Genomic DNA, 18,056 nt, shown 5'->3' on the forward strand with positions numbered 1-18,056 from the left:
CCCACCTTTGATATGGAGTGCTCCATGCCGGACATCATCGGCCACAACTACATCGGCGGCGCGCGCAGCGCCGCTGGCACTGTCACCCTGCAAAGCCATGCGGCGAGCAGCGGTGAAGCCCTGCCCTATCGTTTCCATCAAGCCACGCCCGAAGAAGTCGACGCTGCCGCCCGCGCCGCGCAACAGGCGTATCCAGCGTTCCGTAGCCTGTCACCGGAGCGGCGCGCGGCATTTCTCGAAGCCATCGCCACACAACTGGATGCCCTGGGTGATGATTTCATCCAACTGGTGACCTGCGAAACGGCGCTGCCCAATGCCCGTATTCTGGGCGAACGCGGGCGCACCAGCGGGCAGATGCGCCTGTTCGCCCAGGTGCTGCGCCGGGGTGACTTCCTGGGGGCACGGATAGACCGTGCGCAGCCGGACCGGCAACCATTGCCACGTGCCGACCTGCGCCAGTACCGCCTCGGCGTCGGCCCGGTCGCGGTGTTCGGGGCGAGCAACTTCCCGCTGGCCTTCTCCACCGCTGGCGGTGACACCGCCGCCGCGCTGGCCGCCGGTTGCCCGGTGGTGTTCAAGGCGCACAGCGGCCACATGGCCAGCGCCGAAGTGGTCGCCGACGCGATCATCCGCGCCGCCGAACAGACCGGCATGCCCAAGGGTGTGTTCAACATGATCTACGGCGCCGGGGTCGGCGAAGCGCTGGTCAAGCACCCGGCGATCCAGGCGGTCGGCTTCACCGGTTCGCTCAAGGGCGGACGCGCGCTGTGCGACATGGCCGCCGCACGGCCACAACCGATTCCGGTATTTGCCGAGATGAGCAGCATCAACCCGGTGCTGGTACTGCCACAGGCGCTGGCCAGCCGTGGCGAGCAGATCGCCCGCGAACTGGCCGCCTCGGTGGTGCTCGGCTGCGGGCAGTTCTGTACCAATCCGGGGCTGGTCATCGGCCTGCGCTCCCCCGCGTTCAGCGCCTTCAGCGAGCAACTCGCGGGACAACTGGCCGAACACGCGGCGCAGACCATGCTCAATGCCGGCACCCTTGCCAGTTACACCAGGGGCGTGCAGGCACTGCTTGCACATCCGCGCATCACCCACCTGGCGGGCCGTGCGCAACAGGGCAACCAGGCCCAACCGCAGTTGTTCAAGGCGGATGCAAAGCTGCTGATCGAGGGTGATCCGCTGTTGCAGGAAGAGGTCTTCGGTCCGGCCACCGTGCTGGTCGAAGTGGCCGATGTCGGCGAGCTGCACCAGGCCCTGAACGGCCTGCATGGCCAGCTCACCGCGACACTGATCGGTGAAGCAACAGACCTGCAGGCCCATACCGAGCTGCTGCCGCTGCTGGAGCAGAAAGTCGGCCGCGTACTGTTCAACGGCTACCCGACCGGCGTCGAAGTCTGCGATGCGATGGTGCATGGCGGGCCGTATCCGGCGACATCGGATGCGCGTGGGACGTCGGTTGGCAGCCTGGCCATCGATCGTTTCCTGCGCCCGGTGTGCTACCAGAACTGCCCGGATGCGCTGTTGCCTGAAGCGTTGCAGGACGCCAATCCATTGGGCATTGCCCGCCTGGTGGACGGTCAGAGCAGCCGCCGCGCGTTGTAGGGTCTATGATTCTGGGTTGGGCTGGATTGGGCTGGGTTTCGAATGCGGGCTTATCCATTTGGTGTGGCGACGCTGCCGGCCCCTTCCGCCCTTACGGCGGCCTACTTTTTTCTTGGAAAAAGTAGGCAAAACCGCTCGCTCCTGCATCCGGCCCTACGCTGCGCTCCGGGTCCCTTCGCTCCGGCACCTTCCGGGACCACGCGGCCTACGACTTGCTTCGCCAAGTCTACGGCTCGCGTTCTTCGGCTACGCCGAAGGTGCTACGCACTGGCCCCTACAGGCACCTCCACTCAGCCTTCTGAAGTCGCAGTCCGCGGCGCCTGCACTTGCGTGCATGAAGAGCAAGAGCAAGGCTTTGAAGCGGGATTTTCCCGCGATGCGAGGTAACTGGCAGGTCGATATCGCGGGGCAAGCCCGCTCCCACCGGGAGACCAATTAACCCGGTGGGAGCGGGCTTGCCCCGCGATGACATCCTGGCTCCGCCAGAATCAGATTTCGAAGATACGTCAGCACAGGCGCCGCCCGTAACTTTGCAACTTCAGGAGGACACCGTAGCGAAGGGACCCGGAGCGCAGCGTAGGGCCGTATGCAGGAGCAGGCGGCTTTGCCTACTTTCCCCAAGAGGAAAGTAGGCCGCCGTAAAGGCGGAAGGGGCCGGCAGCCTCACCACACCGAATGGATAAGCTCGCATTCGAAGCCCAACCCAAAAATCATGCGCCCCAGGATTCCGTGAAGGTCCTTTCGTTATGCCAGCAACGCCTTGAGATCGTTGTACAAGGCTTCTGGAATCTCTACACCCTCTACCAGGCTGCGCGCCCGCGCGGCATAACGACGCTGTGAAGGCAACCGCGCGCCCTGCCCTTCGATGCTTTCGAACACCGTTTCAGCGCGAGCCAGATGCTGATCGGCAGCGTCACCGAGGAATCGTTTCGGGTCCAGGGCAATCAGCAATTCCCCATGATAGGGCGAAGATTTGCTGCCATCGGCATGGGCCAGCGACTCAGCACTGGTCAGATCGCCGATCAACGGCCCGGCAATCAACTCGACCATCGCCGCCAAGGCCGAGCCCTTGTGCCCACCGAAGGTCAGCATCGCACCACGGTCCAGTACCACGTTGGGATCAGTACTGGACTGGCCATGCTCGTCCACGCCCCAGCCTTCAGGGATCGCCTTGCCCGCGCGCCGATGCAGTTCAATGTCACCCCGAGCAATGGCGCTGGTGGCAAAGTCGAACACATAAGGATGCTTGCCCACCCGCGGCCAGCCGAACGCGATGGGGTTGGTGCCGAACACCGGCTGGTGGCCGCCGGCCGGAGCAACCCAGGCATGGCTCGGGGTAAACGCCAAGGCAACCAGGCCAGCCTCGGCCAGTTGCTCGATCTCGACCCACAAGGCAGAAAAGTGCACACAGCGATTGATCGCCAGGGCCGCGATGCCGTTGCTCCGTGCCTTGGCTTGCAGCAGCGGCAAGCCGGCCTGGAACGCCAGCTGCGAGAACCCGCCGGCGGCGTCCACACGCACGATCGAAGGTGCCTGATCAATCACCTCGGGGCGCGCGTCGGCTACCACCTTGCCGGCCTTAAGCGAGCTGACGCAACCCAGCACCCGGTACAGGCCATGGGATGCGCAACCGTCGCGCTCACCGGCAACAATGGTGTCGGTCACCGCCTGGGCGTGGTCAGCCGTGAAGCCATTGTGCAAGAGGATCGAATGGGCAAGCGTTCGCGCTTCGGACAGGGTCAGTTGGATCATGGTCATCTCCTTGAGCAGACTGTCCAGCCTGCCCGACCCCTGCCTTACCGGCTTGATCGCTTTAGCCCGTTGCGGTGACGAACTCGGCACAGCCTTTGGCCGGCGGGCCTGAAAGTGCTGCAAAGCATCCACCCTGTGGGAGCGGGCTTGCCCCGCGATACGATGTAGCTGAGACACCCAATCGCGGGGCAAGCCCGCTCCCACAGTGAACTAATCTTCGGCGTCGGGGAAGTTTCGACAACTCTTGCGTTCGGCCAGCTCTTTGTCGCTGGGACGCTGTTCGACGAACACTGCATGGCCGTCCTTGTAGATTTCCAGGTATCCCCACTCCAGGTCCTCTTCCCGTTGACCGGGCTGTGGCGGCGTACGCCACCAGGGTTCGCGGCTGATCAGCTCCATGGGCAAGGCTCTCGCTGAAAATGTCCTTTCACTATAGACAGCGGCTCGCCCCAACTCAGTGCAAACCCACTAGAATGGGCAACCTTCCCCATCCGGCAACCTCCATGGATATCGAGCTGGCCCGCACTTTCCTTGAAATCGTCCGCAGTGGCAGCCTGGTCTCCGCCGCCGAACGTCTGCACGTGACCCAGACGGCAATCACCGCGCGGGTGCAGAAGCTGGAGCAGCAACTGTCTTGCCAGCTGTTCATCCGCAGCCGCAGTGGCGCCAGCCTGACAGCCGACGGCGAAGCCTTCGTGGTATATGCCAATCAGCTGGTGCAAACCTGGGAAGCCGCCCGCCGCGACCTGCCGCTGCCCGAGGGTTGTCACCAGGTGCTGCACATCGGCGGTGAAGTGAGCCTGGGCAACCCGATGGTGCTCGACTGGGTCAGCGCCCTGCACCGCAGCATGCCCAGCCATGCCATCCGCAACGAAGTCAGCGATGGCGAGTCTTTACTGCGCAAACTGGAAATGGGTGTGCTCGATGCCGTGCTGGTCTACCAGCCCACCTATGGGCCGGGCCTGCAGGTCGAGCAGTTGATGGAAGAAAAGCTCATCCGCATCCGCCGCAAAGACAAACCCGAACCGTACATTTACATCGACTGGGGCCAGGCCTTTCGCCGCCAGCACGACGCTGCCCTGCCCGAGTGCGCCCGCCCTGCCCTGAGCTTCAACCTCGGCCCGCTGGCGTTGCAGTTCATCCTCGAAAACGGTGGCAGCGGCTACTTTCGCACCCGCGTGGTGCAGAGCTACCTGGACAGCGGGATTTTCGAACGCGTGCCGCAAGCGCCAGAGTTCACCTACCCGACCTACCTGGTACACGCCCGCGAGCGCGACACCGAAGCCCTGCAGCAGGCCTTCAGAATTCTGCGCCAGCTAGTGGCCGACGGTGACAGCGACTGGTCACAACGCTGGGACCCGGTCATCTGAGCGCGACGCGGCACTGAGCAGATGCCGCTTGAGCCCGGCGATCAGGTCGGTCTGGGTGATCACCCCGACCAGTTGCTGCCCCTCCAGCACCGGTAGGCAATGAAGCCCCTGCTCGCTGAGCAACGGAATCAACGCCACCGCAGGTTCGTCACTGCGCACGGTAATCACCGGCCGGCTCATGATCTGCTCGACCCGCACCTGGCGGCGCCGAAACAGCCCGCGCCAACTGAATCGCCCCTGAGCCATGGCGGCCCCGACCAGGTCGCTGAGGGTTACGATACCGACCAGTTGCCGCGCTTCATCGAGCACCGGCAACGCCTTCAAATGATGACTCGACAGCTGCTTCCAGGCCTGCTGCAAGGTGCTGTCAGGCGTTGCCTGCTGCACATCCCGCGACATTACCGAAGCAGCGGTAATGCCGCCGAGGCTACGCTGCAATGCATGCTGCTCGGTCGCCAGAATGATCCGTTCCAGTTCATCGCGAGTGATGTCGACAAACTCACCCAGTTCCTCCAGCGCCTGATCCAGGTCCGCGCCACTGACCCCGACCCGCTCACTGGGAATCACATCGGCAGTGTGGTGCAGATCCTTGCGCGGTGCGGCGGTCTTCGGATAGCGCACCCCGGTGAGGCGGTTATAGATCACCGCCACAGCCACCAGCACCAAAGCATTGAGCATGATCGGTTCAAACAGCTTGTCGCCCAGCGCCGTCAGCGACGAATCCGCCAGCACCACACTGACCGCCACCCCGCCACCCGGTGGGTGCAGGCAGCGCAGCATACACATCACCACCAATGCCAGGCCCAGTGCCAGCGCCGCCACCCACAACGCCGAACCGAACCAGTGATGCAGCACCAGCCCGACCAGCGTGGCACAGGCATAGCTGCCAACAAACGGCCAAGGCTGCGCCAGCGCCCCGGAATGCACGGCAAACAACAGCACCGCCGAAGCCGCCAACGGCCCGAGCAGGTGCAGCGCTACGCTACTGCCAAAGGCATAACTGCAGGCGACGCCAGCCAGAAACAGGCCAAGCAGTGCACCTACGCCTGCGCGTAGCCATTCTTTAGGAGGGATGTTCAGCGGGGCCGGCATCAGCCGGGTAAACCAGTTGTTCATACGGCGGGAAGACATGGGGAAATCAGCTACCTGGCAGTAAAAAAAGCCCGGCCAAAAGGGCTGGGCTGAGTATCGCGAGGGGCAATACCTAATGGGCTCCGTCCGTGGAGATGGAATTTTCTGGGCTTGCGGATGATGCGTTGGGGGGATTTTGACGGGGATGAATGCGGGGGTGGTAATTCAAAAAACTGAGGGGTGGGTGCAAAAATATTGAGGGATGCGTGGCGATTCACTCAGAAGGCGTGTTTGAGTCGTCAGTCGATTCAGCGGCCAGTTTCAACCGGTCAGCTTTGCTGATGTATTTAGGCTTGTTTTTCGGCGCCAGCTTGGCGCTGGCCTTTTTGGCGTGAGCCTTTAATAGCTGTTTGATTTTCTTTTGACGATTCATTCTTTTTACTCGGATGTTTACTGCTTGAATGGTATCAGTTCCAGCCTGGTTTTTAGCCGCTCAGGAACATAAACGGATCGATGCATCTGTCCTTCGAGCGCTTCTGGGCGACCCGGAGCATGCCTGACCCGCTGCAGTTCACAGCTTGTAGCCGATCTGCCGTAACAGGTTCTTGCGCCACAGGATGTCATCGTCGCCTTCAATGTCCTTGGCACAGAAGCCATCCACTACACCCAGGATTGCTCGTCCCTGTTCTGTCTCAGCGAGAATCACTTCAACTGGATTGGCGGTTGCACAAAAAATACGGCAGACCTCCGGAACCATTTTGAGGCTGTTCAACACATTCAGCGGATAGAAACCGTCGCCCAGGAAAATGATGAAGCTATGGCCGGCGGCGATGGCTTTGGCATTCTTCTGTGCAAGGTCAATCATTGCGCTATCGGTGCCAGACCAACGCACCAGACATTGGCCAGAGGCCTCACAAAAGGCCACGCCAAACTGGATGCCAGGCACGGTATTGACCAACGCTTCGTGGATGTCCTCGACGGACTTGATGAAGTGCGTCTGCCCCAAAATGAAGTTTGTCACATCCGGCTTATCGATTTTCAACGTGATGAGTTGCATTGCAAACGCCTCCTTTCACGATGTTGCTGCCAGCGCCTGGCAACAGATCAAGCATAGCTACTCATTTGTAATAGCTCCGCTCACCACCCGCTTGTGCAGTGATCTGTTACTGCCCACAGAAAACCTGCACAATTACCGGTTCGCCGAAAAGGACTTCTTCATGCAACGCATTGTAATTCTGGGCAACGCCGGCAGCGGCAAATCAACCCTGGCGCGCGCGTTGGGCAAGCGCCTGGATGTGCCTGTCGTGCACCTGGATAAACTGTTCTGGGAACCCGGCTGGATCGAGCCCGATGCCGAACAGTTCCGTCAACGCGTTGGCCACGCAATTTCATCAGACGCGTGGATCTGCGAGGGCAACTACTCTCGGCGAACCTTTGATTTGAGGCTCCCACGCGCGCAGTTGATCATCTGGCTGGATACACCACGCACTACCTGCTTTCGCCGGGTAATTGTGCGCAGTGTGTTGAACCGGCCGCGCGCCGATATGCCAGCCGGCTGCAGCGAGAAACTGGACAGGGCGTTCCTGACCTTTCTCAACTATGTGTGGACTTTTGATCGTGACTATCGCCCCTCTATCGAGGCGATGCGACTGGCTGTCGGGCCCCATGTTCCTGTCGTGCATTTACGCGGAACTCGGCAAATAGCCGATTTTTACAAGGGCCTACGTAAATCTTGCCCTCTACCGGACAACTGCTGAGTTCGGCAAAGACGATCTGCTTATCCAGCTTACCGTTGGCCAGGCCACCAACGAGGACCGCCCCCTCCGGTCCTCTTGCCGCAACAATACCTGCGAAACTCAAATACTCATCTGACTCACCACCGCCTTCAGCAAGGGCGCAGCTTGCTCGTCAGTCATCGCCGGAAGCACCTGCATGTCCATCAGGTCGCTCCAGTCCAGTACCCACTTGAGCACCAGGCTCAGGTCATCGGTTTCGGCCACGGCAAAGCCCTGGCGGCTACCGACGGCATGCCAGCGGCCAAGGACTTTGAGTTTAGCGGGTGGAACGCCGCCGGTCTGAACGAAGCGGGCCAAGGCAGCGTTGCGGTTTTCCGCAGTGATGGTCCAGTGAATGATGTACAGCATGGGGCACCTCCCGGTCGGGATCAGCGCCTGCTCGCCACGCCTGGCTGCAGGGCGCCGAGGCCACAGCAGGCGGCTGCCATACAGGTGTGTTCATGCCTTGCCAACCACGCCTGAAACTACAGGTTCAACTATTAGGAATAGCAGAGATTCAGAGGAAGAGGTTGCCGGTGGGAGCGGCGGTGCGACTTGCCCCGCGATGCGATGTGCCTGGCATACCGTAATCGCGGGGCAAGTCGAGTCGTCGCACCACCGCTCCCACCGGCAGGCACTTTCCCACCGGGAACGATCAGGTGTTTTTGCCGGCAGCCAGATAATGGGCAACCAGCGCATTGGCATGACCATGCCCCAGACCATGCTCAATCTTCAGCCACGCCACCATTTCCATGTGTTTTTTACCACTGACGGTTTTAAGCAGCTCCAGCCAATGCGTGATGGGTTGCCCGTACTTTTTTTCAATCGAAGGAAAGTACGAAGCGGGTCCTTTGACTTTTGCATCTTCGCTCACAGTACACACTCCTGTTCCATCGGTTTCAACGAAACTGCGCATAAGGCTTGAGCGGATTCACCGGCAGTCGTTGTTTTCTTGCGCCCCACCATAGTAGTTGACGATGTGAGTACTTGATGCAGATCCGCAGTTCAGGCCTGCCATCGCGGGCAAGCCGCAGCGCCACCAACGTCCATGCTGGCACCAGGCCTGTGTTGTACTTGGGTAATGGCTCAGCGTAGGATCGTTTTCGTCCTGCATAGCCCGAGCAGTACCGTGAAAACCCAGAGCCATTTCGAAGCCCCGCACGATACCCCGGCCCAGCACCTCAAGCCCGACCTGCGGGTTGCCTTCGTGCTCATCGATCAATTCACCCTGACGCCAGTGGCCGGTTTCGTCGACTCGTTGCGCTTTGCTGCAGACCGCTCCTTCGACAGCCGGCAGATCCTCTGCCAATGGGACTGGCTGAGTGTGAGCGGCGAGCCGGTCAGCGTCAGCTGTAGCCTGCCCATCGCCCCGACCCAGCGCCTGGACCCGGATGCCCACTACGACTATGTGGTGCTCGCCGGTGGCCTGTTGTCAGGGGTCATGAACCCTGCCCCCGCGCTGCTCGATTACATCCAGCAACTGCACCAGCGCAAGGTCCCGATCATCGCCCTGTGTGCCTCCTACTTCACCCTTGGCCTGGCGGGTTTGCTCAAGGGCCGGCGCTGCGCGGTGCACTTCACGGTGCGGGATGAATTTGCGGCGCTGTTCCCCGAGACCCAGATCGTTGTCGACAAGGCTTACGTGGAAGACAACGGCATATTCACCTGCCCGGGTGGCACGGCGTTCGAGCTGGCGGCAGAGATCATCAGCCGTCACTGCGGTAAACGCCGGGCGCAGAAAGGCCTGGAGTATTTGCTGGTCGATGACGAGGAAGTCCAGCGCAGCACTGGCGCCGACATCACCCATGTCTACCAGGACCCGCTGGTGCAGCGCGCCATCGACTACATGCGCAAGCATCTGGACAGCCACTGCACACTCAAAGAACTGGCCATCAGCCTGGATTGCAGTGAACGTCAGTTGCATCGCGCGTTTCAGCTCAACACCGACCAGCCGCCCGCCCAGTACTGGCGCAAGCTGCGCTTGCAGCGGCCACGCAAGTACCGATCGCCACCGAGGTACCGAAACGCTCCATCACCACCGGCAGCAGAAACGTACAGGACGCCGCGCCGATGCGGCTGGCCGCCACCGATAGGCCGCCCCCCGATGCGCGCAATTCGGTGGGGAACAACTCAGAGGTGTAGGCAAACTCCAGCACCCCGGAGCCGGCCATGACAAAGGCGAACACGGCGAACACTCCGACCACATAGACCGCCGGCATGCCGCTCCAGGTGGCTAGCACGAACAGTGCGATGGCGTTGATGGTAAAAGTGCCGATCAGAAACGCCCGGCGCGTCAGCAGGTTGATCAGCATCAGCCCGACAACCGAACCGGCCAGCAGGAAGATGTTGTAGACCAGGCCACCGGTGTAACTATCTTCGACCTTCAGCGCCGAGAAGATGCGCGGGATGAAGGTGCTCATAGCGAAGTAAGGGATCACCTGACAGGTGTAGAACACCGCACCCACCAGGGTGTTACGCCGATGCTGGCGGCTGAACAACTGGCTCCAGGAAGCTTTCGCCCCGCCCTTCTCTACCTTCGGCAGATCACCACCGCCGAGGCGATCGATCACCTCGCGCGCTTCCCGCTCGCGGCCCTTCTTCATCAACCACAACGGCGACTCCGGCGTGCCTTGCCGCACCAGCAGCACCAACAGCGAAGGCACCGCACTGCTGAACAGGATCCAGCGCCAGGCATCGTCGTCCATGGACTGCATCAGGTAGCCGATGATGTAGGACACGGTGAAACCGAGGGTCCAGGCCACGGCCATCAGCGCCAGCAGCGGCCCGCGGAAACGCCGCGGCACCAATTCCGCGACCAGCGATACACTGACAACGAAATCCGACCCCAGGGCAAACCCGAGCAGTAGGCGCAACACCAGTAGTTGTTCGGCGTTCTGGGCGAAGAACTGGGCCACCGAGACGACGCAAAACAGCGCCATGTTCCAGCGATAGATATGCTTGCGGCCAAAGCGGTCGGCGATCGGCGATCGGCCCGGTCAGCAGACTGCCGAGGAACAAACCGATCAGCGCGGCGCCCCCGAGCAAGCCCAGCGACAGCGCGTCCAGGCCCAGCGGCGTGGTCGCCAGACTGATGGCGATACCGATGATGCCGAGCACGTAGCCGTCGCAGAACTGGCCACCGACACCGCCGATGGCCGCCTTGATGTGCAGGGGCCGAACAGGTGATTCATCGAACGAACGGGTACTGGCTATGTCGACGTTTTGCATGACCTACCTCTTGTTGTTTTTATAAGCGGGATCGGTGATCAGGACGCGTGCGAAACGAAAGCGCTAACGTTGTCCAGCGCGGTATCCATCAGCCCTTGCGTGGCCTCGGTACTGCTCCAGGCGATATGCGGGTTGAGAATCAGGTTGTGAGTGGCGGCCAGGTGCAGCAGCGGCTCGTCGAGGGTGATCGGCTCGTTGCTCAGCACATCGAGCGCTGCGCCGCCAATCTGGCCCGACTCCAGGGCATGGATCAGGTCCGGCTCGTTGATCACGGCGCCGCGTGCGGTGTTGATCAGCACCGCGTCATGCTTCATCCAGCTGAATTGCTCACGGCCGATCATGTGCCGGGTCTGTGCGGTCAACGGGCAGTTGATCGAGACCACATCGCTGCGGCGCAGCAACTGCTCCAGCGTCAGGTAGCGCTCACCCTGGTAGTGGCCATCGCGATCGAAGAAGTAGACGTCCATCTCCAGGCGGCCTGCCAGCTCCGCCAATCGCTGGGCGATCGGACCATGGCCGATGATGCCGAGCACCTTGCCGCGAATGTCGCGGATCGGATAGTCGAAATAGGTACCGCTCCACGCCCGCTTGCCAGCACGCACGTCCATCAGCAACTGGTGATAACGGCCGACGTTGCGCAGCAACGCAAAAATCATCGCCAGCGCATGTTCGGCCACCGCATGGGTACCGTAGCCGGGCACGTTACTGACATGAATTCCGCGGCGCCGGCAATAATCGAGATCGACCACGTCGGTGCCGGTCATGGCCAGGGAGATCATCTGCAGCGCCGGCAATTGCTCCAGATGCTCCACCGAGATCGGCACGCCGCTGGTGATGGCGATGGTCGCGCCGGTCAGGCGTTCAACCATCTGCTCGGGTGCGGTGTAGTCGTAAAGGGTCCAGCGATGGGGAAAAGGCAGCTCCTTGATCCGCACGCTTTCGGCGAAGCCGTCACGGTCGAGGAATACAACGTCATGCAGCATGGACACCTCCTGAAGGCATCTATTGTTTTTGTTTTTTCCATCAGCTGACGGCGCACGCCTGGATTTCCAGGCGGTATCGGCTGTCGGCCAACGCTGCGCCCACGCAGGCACGCGCCGGCGGGTTTTGCTGATCGACCCAGGCGTCGTAGACCGCGTTCATGGCATCGAAGTCGGCCATGTCGGCGAGCCAGATCTGCACCCGGGTGAGGTGGGACTTGTCGACCTTGGCCATGGCCAGAATGTCTTCCAGTTGCTGCAGCACGTCGCGGGTCTGGGCGCCGATGTCCTGGCGCAAATCACGGGCGACGATGCCAGCTGTTTCGATCCTGTCTGCGCTGATCACGCATTGGCTGTAGCGGGCGTTGCCGCCCAATCGTTGTAGGTTCACGCCGACCTCTCTTGTCATTGTTATGGGGGCTGTACGGGTACTGTGCCGGACTTCGGCGAAAAGTCTGTGGCCAGTCGCGGGCAGCAGGCTAGGAAGAAAATGACGATAAACAGGAGAAATCTGCAAAATTAAGAAATCTTGTTAATATTTTCTCTCAGTAAAAAATACTGTTGTTTTTTTACATTTCTGGCGATAGCTTCGACGGCATAAAAACAAACGCCCTGGAGATCACCATGACCTCGATGACAGTGGGCCAGACCGTGCAACGCACGAGCACCCCGATGAAATTCCCCGCCGTTGCGCCGTTGAAGCGCAGTTTCTGGCTGCAGTGCGCCGAACCTTCCTTGCAGCCTTCGCCCGCCCTGCAAGGCACGCATACGGCTGACATCGTCATTGTCGGCGGCGGCTTCGTCGGTTTGTGGACGGCGTTGACCATCAAGGAGCACGAACCCGATTGCCGGGTCATGGTGCTGGAGCAGGACGTCTGCGGAGGCGGCGCCTCGGGACGCAATGGCGGTTTCGTGATGTCGTGGTGGCCGAAAATTCAATCGCTCGGCTCATTCTGCTCCCCGGAGCAAGCGCTGTTTCTGGCCAACAGTGCCGAGCGGGCCATTAGCGAGCTGGGCGAGTTTTGCCTGCAACACAACATCGACGCTGCCTTCAAACAAAAAGGCTGGCTGTGGACCGCCACCTGCGAAGCCCATATCGACGCCTGGAACGGCACCCTGGCCGCCTGCAAGCGCGTAGGTGCCGAGCCTTTCGAGCGCCTGTCACGCCAGGAAGTGGCCCGGCGCACCGGCTCGGCCGTGCACCTGGCGGGGGTGTTCGAACGCAGCAACGCCACCGTGGAGCCGCTGCGCGCTGGTCGGCCGCCGCTGCAAAGCCTTCCCGCCCGAGCCGCTGCGCTACTTCGGTGGCGCCATGGTCCGTGCTTCGGTGCTGCGCAAGGAACGCGCGGAACTGCGTAACAACAAGGCAAACCGGCTCGACGTGATGATGGCCGGTTTCGCCCCTGCTGGTCTTGAAGACAAATCCTGAGGAAACGCCATGTCCCCTGTTCTGATCCGTCTTGAAAACGAAGCTCAATTCTCCGCGCCAGAGCCTGCGGGCTTGCCCGTCGGCGAACCGGTGCCGATGACGCGCACCGCTGTACACCATGACATCGCCGGGCAGAACGTCTGCAGTGGTTTCTGGGAATGCTCACCCGGCCGTTTGCGCCGCGCAATCATGCAAGCTGAGTTCAGCTACATCATCGAAGGTAAAGGCAGCTTCACCCCGGAGGGCGGCGAAACCCTACACTTCAAGGCAGGTGATTCGCTGTACTTTGCCGCCCACACCCAGGGTGAATGGGAGATTATCGAGAAGGTTCGCAAGACCTACTTCATTCTCGGCTAACCCGGTCGTCCAGCGAGCCCCTCAAGACCCCGGGGGCTCTATAGACCGCTGAACATGCCGATGATCACGGCATTGACCAGGTCAATGAAAAAGCCGCACACCAGCGGCACGATCAGGAAAGCCTGGTGGGCCGCACCGTATTTTTGCGTGACGGTGGTCATGTTGACGATCGCCGTCGCCGTCGAGCCGAGGGTAATCCCGCCGAATCCGGACGCAACCACACTGGCTTCGTAATCACGCCCCATGCAGCGGAACACCACAAAGTAGGTATAGAGAACCGTCAGCAGCACCTGCAGGGTCAAGGCGCACAGAATGAACATCAACGCCCCGCTGAGCTGCCATAACTGCAGCCCCATCAGGGCCATGGTCAAAAACATGCCCAGACAGATATCGGAGATCAACGCCAGGCCCAGGCTCGCGCCGCTCCAGCTTTTCAGCTTTTTCTCACCGACAACGGCAAGCACGATGTGGTGGATGACGATGCCGGCGAACAGGCAGCTGACGAATTTTGGCAGGGTGATGCCAGCATCGACCAGCAGCAGGTTGAGGCCATAGCCGAGCATCAGCGTGAGGTTGAGCCACATCCATGCCCAGAGCACGTCGTAGTAGTTCACGCCCTGGTTCGGCTGATGCTCGAGAATGCCGATTTCCAGCGCGGCATCCCTGGAAGGCGTCAGGTTATGGCGCCGTATCAACTGGTTGGCGATCGGGCCGCCGATCACGCACGCGGCAATCAGGCCGACAGTGTTGCTGGCGATGCCCAGTTCATGTGCATTGCTGATGCCGAGCTTCTCGACGAACAGCGGAGCCCAGGCCAATGTTGTGCCCACCCCGCCGGTCAGGGAAATCGAGCCCACCATCAAGCCCGCCTTGGGATCCAGGCCAAACACCTCGGCCAGGCCCATGCCCAGGGTGTTTTGCAGGACGATGAAGACACTGGCGAGCACCAGCAGGATCACTAGCGGGCGTCCGCCCTTGAGCAGTTGGCGGACATCCGATTTCAAGCCGATGCCAGCGAAGAAATACAGCAGCAAGGTGTCGCGAACCTGCAGATCGAATTCGATCTGGATATTCAGACCGAAGTACAGCAGGCTGGTAACCGCGGCACAGACGAAGCCGCCGACAACCGATTCGGGAATGCAGTATTGACGCAGCAAGGTGCTGTGCTGGACAAGGGTTTTGCCGAGGAACAGCAGGAGGATCGCAAGGGTAAAGCTCACGAGACCGTGAACCGGGAAAAGCTGGGAGGTCATCAACGCCTTCCTCTAATCTGAAAAAAGCATTATCACGATTTGCCCACTGCGGGTTCCGATCCGAATCAATAAAAGCTGAATCAGATCGCCAGCGTGGCGCACATTGACCAACCTGCGTAGAGGCCAGTGCAAGGGTAGTCACGATCCACTCGCTACGCACACCATCATCAAGGACTATGAATGCCGCTGATCTTGCAACGTGTAGCGCTGGCACGCACTGGCGCCAACGATAAAGTCATTTGCCGCATGGCATCGGGTTGGGCGGTCATGGGCGATGTGCAATTCCTGCCGGGATACTGCCTGTTGCTACCCGACCCGGTGGTTGCGAGCCTCAATGATCTGGACGCTGAGGCCAGAGCGACCTACCTGCTCGACATGGCCCGCATCGGTGATGCCGTTTTAAAGGCCACCGGGGCGGTTCGCATAAACTACGAAATTCTCGGGAACACAGAGCCCGAACTGCATTGCCACATTTTCCCTCGCTACGCCTCAGAGCCGGAACACAATCGCCAGATGCCCGTGTGGTTTTACGACTGGAAAACGGCGATCGCTTACTCGGAGCAAGCCCATGGGGCATTGCGCAGCGCCATTGCTGAGCTTTTAGCGGCGTCGGGCGCAGACGCGCCATGCCTGCAGTAGCGCGCCGCAAATATCCAGGCAGCAGCTACGGCAGCCATGTCACTGCAGGTACAGGCGCGGTGATCGAACGACTCACGAGCCTGTCCACCCTGCTGGCAGGCAAAGGCATCGACGCTGTCAGCGCTGGCCGTGCCGCGACCAGCCTGCTGGGCCGAGCGGTTGTGGGGCAATCCACAGTGATTGCCTTCGACACCGCGTTCATGGCCGTGACCCTGCTGTTCGCAGTGGCGGCGCCGATTCTGGTGGCCATCAAGATCGGGTTTGCGCGGTCCGGGAACGGCGGGCATCGCCGGGCAAGCCCGCTCCCACAGAGGGGGCAATAGTGCCGTGCACTATTGGACAACCTTTACCGCCAAAGCTACCGTCAATTGAAGTACGACAAACCCGTGGATCTACCCCTTGATGTCCCGGCTGGAGAAGGTGCAGCGCCGCACACGGTGCAACTCGACTGGGCTATCTGCACTGTCATCAGAGGGTCATGCCATGGTCACCGGAGAAGAGCTGTTCGCACTCGCTGCGACCAAGAAAGGCCAGAAATACGTCAATGTCCTGGTCCCCAAGGACAACCCGAACTGGAACGGCCCGTGGGACTGTGCAGAGTTCGTCTCCTGGGTGCTGTTCCAGAAGCTCAAAAAGCTCTATGGCTGCATCGACAACAAGGGCAACCCGGCGATCACTGAAGCGTATTCCGGCGCCTGGGTCAGGGACGCAAAGGATGGCACCCTGATCGCCAGCGATGAATCCGATGCGATGCTCACCGCCGGGGTCATTCTGATCCGCAAACCGCCCCTGCCCGGGCGGATGGGCCATGTTGCCATCAGCGATGGCCACGGCAAGACCATGGAGGCAGCCGGTACCAACCTGGGCGTTCGCGCCGGCAATGTCAGCGGCCGGGTCTGGGACCATATCTGCAGGGTACCGAACGTCGCCTACAGCAGCGAAGCACGGGCGCCGCGCCTCAAGCCGCAACCGCAGTTCATCCGGCTGCAAGAGCCGAACATCAAAAGTGCGAAGGTCAAGGAAATCCAGAACAGCCTGAAGGCCCTGGGCATCGACCCCGGAAAAATTGACGGCGAGTACGGGCCGCATACCACCGCTGCGGTGATTGCCTTCCAGGCCACTCACCGTCTGGTCGCCGATGGCATTGTCGGCCCGGCGACCGCCCGGGCGCTGAAGATCGAGTGGCCCTGAGATGGCGGATGAACCGGCGACAACCGAGCCCAAAGACGCGATCAGCGATGTATCGCTCAAAGAAGCTTTTGACATCTACCAGAAACAGAGCGACAACCTGCACAAACTCTGGACTTATTTTCAGGCGGTGTCTCTTGCGGTGCTGGGCTACACGGTTGGCGCCGAAAAGGCACACTGGTTCACGTCAACCTATGTGTTGATATTCCTGAGCTACCTGTTCTTTGCCGTCGCCAATCAATGGATCATTGTTTTGTCCCAGAAGGAGCTCAAGCAGTTCAGCGACGCCGTGAAACTGGCCACAAAAAGTAGCGGCCCGGTCGGCAAGAAACTGGTGGTCCGGACTGTTTCTCCCTGTTGCATCAGGGTGTTCCACTCCATTTCTATCGCGGTCGTTCTGGCGGCGATCGCGGCTACCTGGTACGTCAAATGCTCAGCATCCCTTGAATGCCCTAAACCGCCGGATACCGAGCAGCACTAGGAACGCCCTGAATGTGCCCGGTTACACTCAATGGTCAACATCCAGGAAACGAACCACCTCCCCCAGCACCGTTTCAGGCGCCTCGCGGTGCGGGACATGGTGGCAATCTTCGAGGATCAGGTACTCGCTGGGGCCCTGCGACAGCCTGGCTATCCGCTCCGGGTGCAGCGCCGAACCGTACTCATCATGCTCACCGTGCAGAACCAGTGCCGGGCAGTGAATGGCATCCACTGTGCTTTCGATCGTCCAGTCGCCGAAAGCCTCTGCAAGCCATGTCCGGGTCCAGGCCGTCAGCACCCAGGGCGCTTTGTCACCATGGTATTTTTTCAAGCGCGCCATGTGCTCGGGTTGTTCGAACTGTACCTCGGCGGCGCGAATCCCCTGCAGCGTGCGTTCTTCGACAAACGCCTGCGCAGCGATGGTGATCAATGCCATGCAGCTTTGCGGATGCAAAGAGGCACAGGTTGCAGCCATGGCCCCTCCGACGCTATGGCCCAGGGCAACGAAGCGCTCGACCTGAAGTGCTGTCTTCAGATGGGCAAAAAAGTACTCGGCTTCTTCACGGATGAACTGCGGCGAAAGGCGTCCCGGATACTCATCGGACTGGCCGAAGCCGAGCCGGTCATAGGCAATCACCTCACGTCCGGTGGCCTGGCTCAACTGCTGGGGAAAATCTCGCCACAGGGCGATGCAGCCCAGTGAGTCATGAAACAGGACGATAGCTGGCTTGTCCGGATTGCCCGGGCCATCTGCGGGGAACCATCGACTACAGAACAGCCGTCCTTGCGGCGTGTCTATCCAGAGCACTTCGGTGTTGATCGACAATGACATGCAGGCCCCCGGTTGATGGTTCACGCCGCAGGATAGCAGTTCCCTGTAGGAGCGGGCTTGCCCCGCGATGCGAATTGGCTGACAGCCCGCAATCGCG

The 18,056-nt window shown here is 60.9% G+C and carries 21 protein-coding genes and 3 pseudogenes; 11 read left to right on the forward strand and 13 right to left on the reverse strand.

The features are described 5' to 3' along the window. The first annotated feature begins 24 nt into the window (after window positions 1-24). Window positions 25-1,605, forward strand: a complete 1,581-nt coding sequence (locus tag PSAKL28_RS14500) for an aldehyde dehydrogenase (NADP(+)) (RefSeq protein WP_038611646.1) — start codon at window positions 25-27, stop codon at window positions 1,603-1,605. A gap of 744 nt (window positions 1,606-2,349) precedes the next feature. Here PSAKL28_RS14500 and PSAKL28_RS14505 read toward each other — a convergent pair. Further along, complete coding sequence (locus tag PSAKL28_RS14505; RefSeq protein ID WP_038611648.1) at window positions 2,350-3,357, reverse strand: Ldh family oxidoreductase; 1,008 nt, start codon at window positions 3,355-3,357, stop codon at window positions 2,350-2,352. A 210-nt stretch (window positions 3,358-3,567) separates the two neighbouring features. Continuing rightward, window positions 3,568-3,756, reverse strand: a complete 189-nt coding sequence (locus PSAKL28_RS14510; RefSeq protein ID WP_038611651.1) for a hypothetical protein — start codon at window positions 3,754-3,756, stop codon at window positions 3,568-3,570. A 104-nt stretch (window positions 3,757-3,860) separates the two neighbouring features. On the opposite strand from PSAKL28_RS14510, the gene PSAKL28_RS14515 reads away from it, so the two are divergent. After that, window positions 3,861-4,727, forward strand: coding sequence for a LysR family transcriptional regulator (locus PSAKL28_RS14515; RefSeq protein WP_038611654.1), 867 nt, complete (start codon window positions 3,861-3,863; stop codon window positions 4,725-4,727). On the opposite strand, the gene PSAKL28_RS14520 is transcribed toward PSAKL28_RS14515, so the two are convergent. From PSAKL28_RS14520 to PSAKL28_RS14525, 3 genes are all read right to left on the reverse strand, one after another. Further along, entirely contained in the window at window positions 4,701-5,858 is a 1,158-nt protein-coding gene (locus tag PSAKL28_RS14520; RefSeq protein ID WP_038611657.1) for an HPP family protein, read from the reverse strand. The genes PSAKL28_RS14515 and PSAKL28_RS14520 overlap by 27 nt on opposite strands. Window positions 5,859-6,072: 214 nt before the next feature. Continuing rightward, window positions 6,073-6,231, reverse strand: coding sequence for a DUF2986 domain-containing protein (locus PSAKL28_RS26975; protein ID WP_075226529.1), 159 nt, complete (start codon window positions 6,229-6,231; stop codon window positions 6,073-6,075). A 138-nt stretch (window positions 6,232-6,369) separates the two neighbouring features. Beyond that, window positions 6,370-6,855 (reverse strand): adenosine-specific kinase, encoded by a 486-nt coding sequence (locus tag PSAKL28_RS14525; protein WP_038611659.1) that lies wholly within the window; start codon window positions 6,853-6,855, stop codon window positions 6,370-6,372. A 160-nt stretch (window positions 6,856-7,015) separates the two neighbouring features. Between PSAKL28_RS14525 and PSAKL28_RS14530 the strand changes: the two genes are divergently transcribed. Then, window positions 7,016-7,555: a P-loop NTPase family protein gene (locus PSAKL28_RS14530; protein WP_038611662.1), complete on the forward strand. Its 540-nt coding sequence runs from the start codon at window positions 7,016-7,018 to the stop codon at window positions 7,553-7,555. Window positions 7,556-7,654: 99 nt separating this feature from the next. On the opposite strand, the gene PSAKL28_RS14535 is transcribed toward PSAKL28_RS14530, so the two are convergent. The 3 genes from PSAKL28_RS14535 to PSAKL28_RS28180 all read right to left on the reverse strand — a co-directional run bounded on the left by PSAKL28_RS14535 (window position 7,655) and on the right by PSAKL28_RS28180 (window position 8,882). After that, window positions 7,655-7,942 (reverse strand): DUF3303 domain-containing protein, encoded by a 288-nt coding sequence (locus PSAKL28_RS14535; protein ID WP_038611665.1) that lies wholly within the window; start codon window positions 7,940-7,942, stop codon window positions 7,655-7,657. A gap of 286 nt (window positions 7,943-8,228) precedes the next feature. Next, window positions 8,229-8,447 carry a DUF4287 domain-containing protein gene (locus PSAKL28_RS14540; protein ID WP_038611668.1) on the reverse strand — a complete coding sequence of 73 codons (219 nt, stop codon included), beginning with the start codon at window positions 8,445-8,447 and terminating at the stop codon, window positions 8,229-8,231. Window positions 8,448-8,504: 57 nt separating this feature from the next. Then, a complete protein-coding gene (locus PSAKL28_RS28180; protein WP_038611671.1) occupies window positions 8,505-8,882 on the reverse strand; it encodes a hypothetical protein in 378 nt (125 codons plus the stop codon). Window positions 8,883-8,897: 15 nt separating this feature from the next. Between PSAKL28_RS28180 and PSAKL28_RS28185 the strand changes: the two are divergent. Next, a pseudogene (locus tag PSAKL28_RS28185) lies at window positions 8,898-9,224 on the forward strand (DJ-1/PfpI family protein); the annotation flags it as partial. A gap of 286 nt (window positions 9,225-9,510) precedes the next feature. Here PSAKL28_RS28185 and PSAKL28_RS14555 read toward each other — a convergent pair. Then, window positions 9,511-10,512 (reverse strand): MFS transporter, encoded by a 1,002-nt coding sequence (locus PSAKL28_RS14555; protein ID WP_096335672.1) that lies wholly within the window; start codon window positions 10,510-10,512, stop codon window positions 9,511-9,513. A 19-nt stretch (window positions 10,513-10,531) separates the two neighbouring features. Here PSAKL28_RS14555 and PSAKL28_RS27490 point away from each other — a divergent pair, with 19 nt between their 5' ends. Further along, complete coding sequence (locus PSAKL28_RS27490) at window positions 10,532-10,759, forward strand: hypothetical protein (RefSeq protein WP_096335673.1); 228 nt, start codon at window positions 10,532-10,534, stop codon at window positions 10,757-10,759. A gap of 80 nt (window positions 10,760-10,839) precedes the next feature. Here the strand turns inward: PSAKL28_RS27490 and PSAKL28_RS14560 are convergent, their stop codons facing one another. Together PSAKL28_RS14560 and PSAKL28_RS14565 are read right to left on the reverse strand one after the other, a co-directional pair. Beyond that, complete coding sequence (locus PSAKL28_RS14560) at window positions 10,840-11,784, reverse strand: D-2-hydroxyacid dehydrogenase (RefSeq protein WP_084589119.1); 945 nt, start codon at window positions 11,782-11,784, stop codon at window positions 10,840-10,842. A 40-nt stretch (window positions 11,785-11,824) separates the two neighbouring features. Next, window positions 11,825-12,172: a RidA family protein gene (locus tag PSAKL28_RS14565; protein ID WP_232478182.1), complete on the reverse strand. Its 348-nt coding sequence runs from the start codon at window positions 12,170-12,172 to the stop codon at window positions 11,825-11,827. A gap of 242 nt (window positions 12,173-12,414) precedes the next feature. Here PSAKL28_RS14565 and PSAKL28_RS14570 point away from each other — a divergent pair. Next, window positions 12,415-13,026: pseudogene (locus PSAKL28_RS14570) on the forward strand (NAD(P)/FAD-dependent oxidoreductase); the annotation flags it as partial. A gap of 193 nt (window positions 13,027-13,219) precedes the next feature. After that, window positions 13,220-13,567 (forward strand): cupin domain-containing protein, encoded by a 348-nt coding sequence (locus tag PSAKL28_RS14575; RefSeq protein ID WP_038611679.1) that lies wholly within the window; start codon window positions 13,220-13,222, stop codon window positions 13,565-13,567. Window positions 13,568-13,605: 38 nt separating this feature from the next. On the opposite strand, the gene gltS is transcribed toward PSAKL28_RS14575, so the two are convergent. Then, the gene (gene gltS, locus PSAKL28_RS14580; protein WP_038611681.1) at window positions 13,606-14,820 is read right to left on the reverse strand and encodes a sodium/glutamate symporter; all 1,215 of its coding nucleotides are present in this window, start codon (window positions 14,818-14,820) and stop codon (window positions 13,606-13,608) included. Between the two features lie 180 nt (window positions 14,821-15,000). On the opposite strand from gltS, the gene PSAKL28_RS14585 reads away from it, so the two are divergent. From PSAKL28_RS14585 to PSAKL28_RS14600, 4 genes and pseudogenes are all read left to right on the forward strand, one after another. Next, window positions 15,001-15,459, forward strand: a complete 459-nt coding sequence (locus PSAKL28_RS14585) for an HIT family protein (RefSeq protein ID WP_038611684.1) — start codon at window positions 15,001-15,003, stop codon at window positions 15,457-15,459. 29 nt (window positions 15,460-15,488) lie between these two features. Next, window positions 15,489-15,782 (forward strand): annotated as a pseudogene (locus PSAKL28_RS14590) (MFS transporter); the annotation flags it as partial. Between the two features lie 160 nt (window positions 15,783-15,942). Further along, the gene (locus PSAKL28_RS28190) at window positions 15,943-16,650 is read left to right on the forward strand and encodes a peptidoglycan-binding domain-containing protein (RefSeq protein ID WP_051939385.1); all 708 of its coding nucleotides are present in this window, start codon (window positions 15,943-15,945) and stop codon (window positions 16,648-16,650) included. Between the two features lies 1 nt (window position 16,651). Next, window positions 16,652-17,128, forward strand: a complete 477-nt coding sequence (locus tag PSAKL28_RS14600; RefSeq protein WP_038611690.1) for a hypothetical protein — start codon at window positions 16,652-16,654, stop codon at window positions 17,126-17,128. Window positions 17,129-17,155: 27 nt separating this feature from the next. On the opposite strand, the gene PSAKL28_RS14605 is transcribed toward PSAKL28_RS14600, so the two are convergent. After that, the gene (locus tag PSAKL28_RS14605) at window positions 17,156-17,959 is read right to left on the reverse strand and encodes an alpha/beta fold hydrolase (RefSeq protein WP_038611693.1); all 804 of its coding nucleotides are present in this window, start codon (window positions 17,957-17,959) and stop codon (window positions 17,156-17,158) included. Window positions 17,960-18,056 lie beyond the last annotated feature (97 nt).

The organism is Pseudomonas alkylphenolica (assembly GCF_000746525.1).
Taxonomy (GTDB): Bacteria; Pseudomonadota; Gammaproteobacteria; order Pseudomonadales; family Pseudomonadaceae; genus Aquipseudomonas; species Aquipseudomonas alkylphenolica.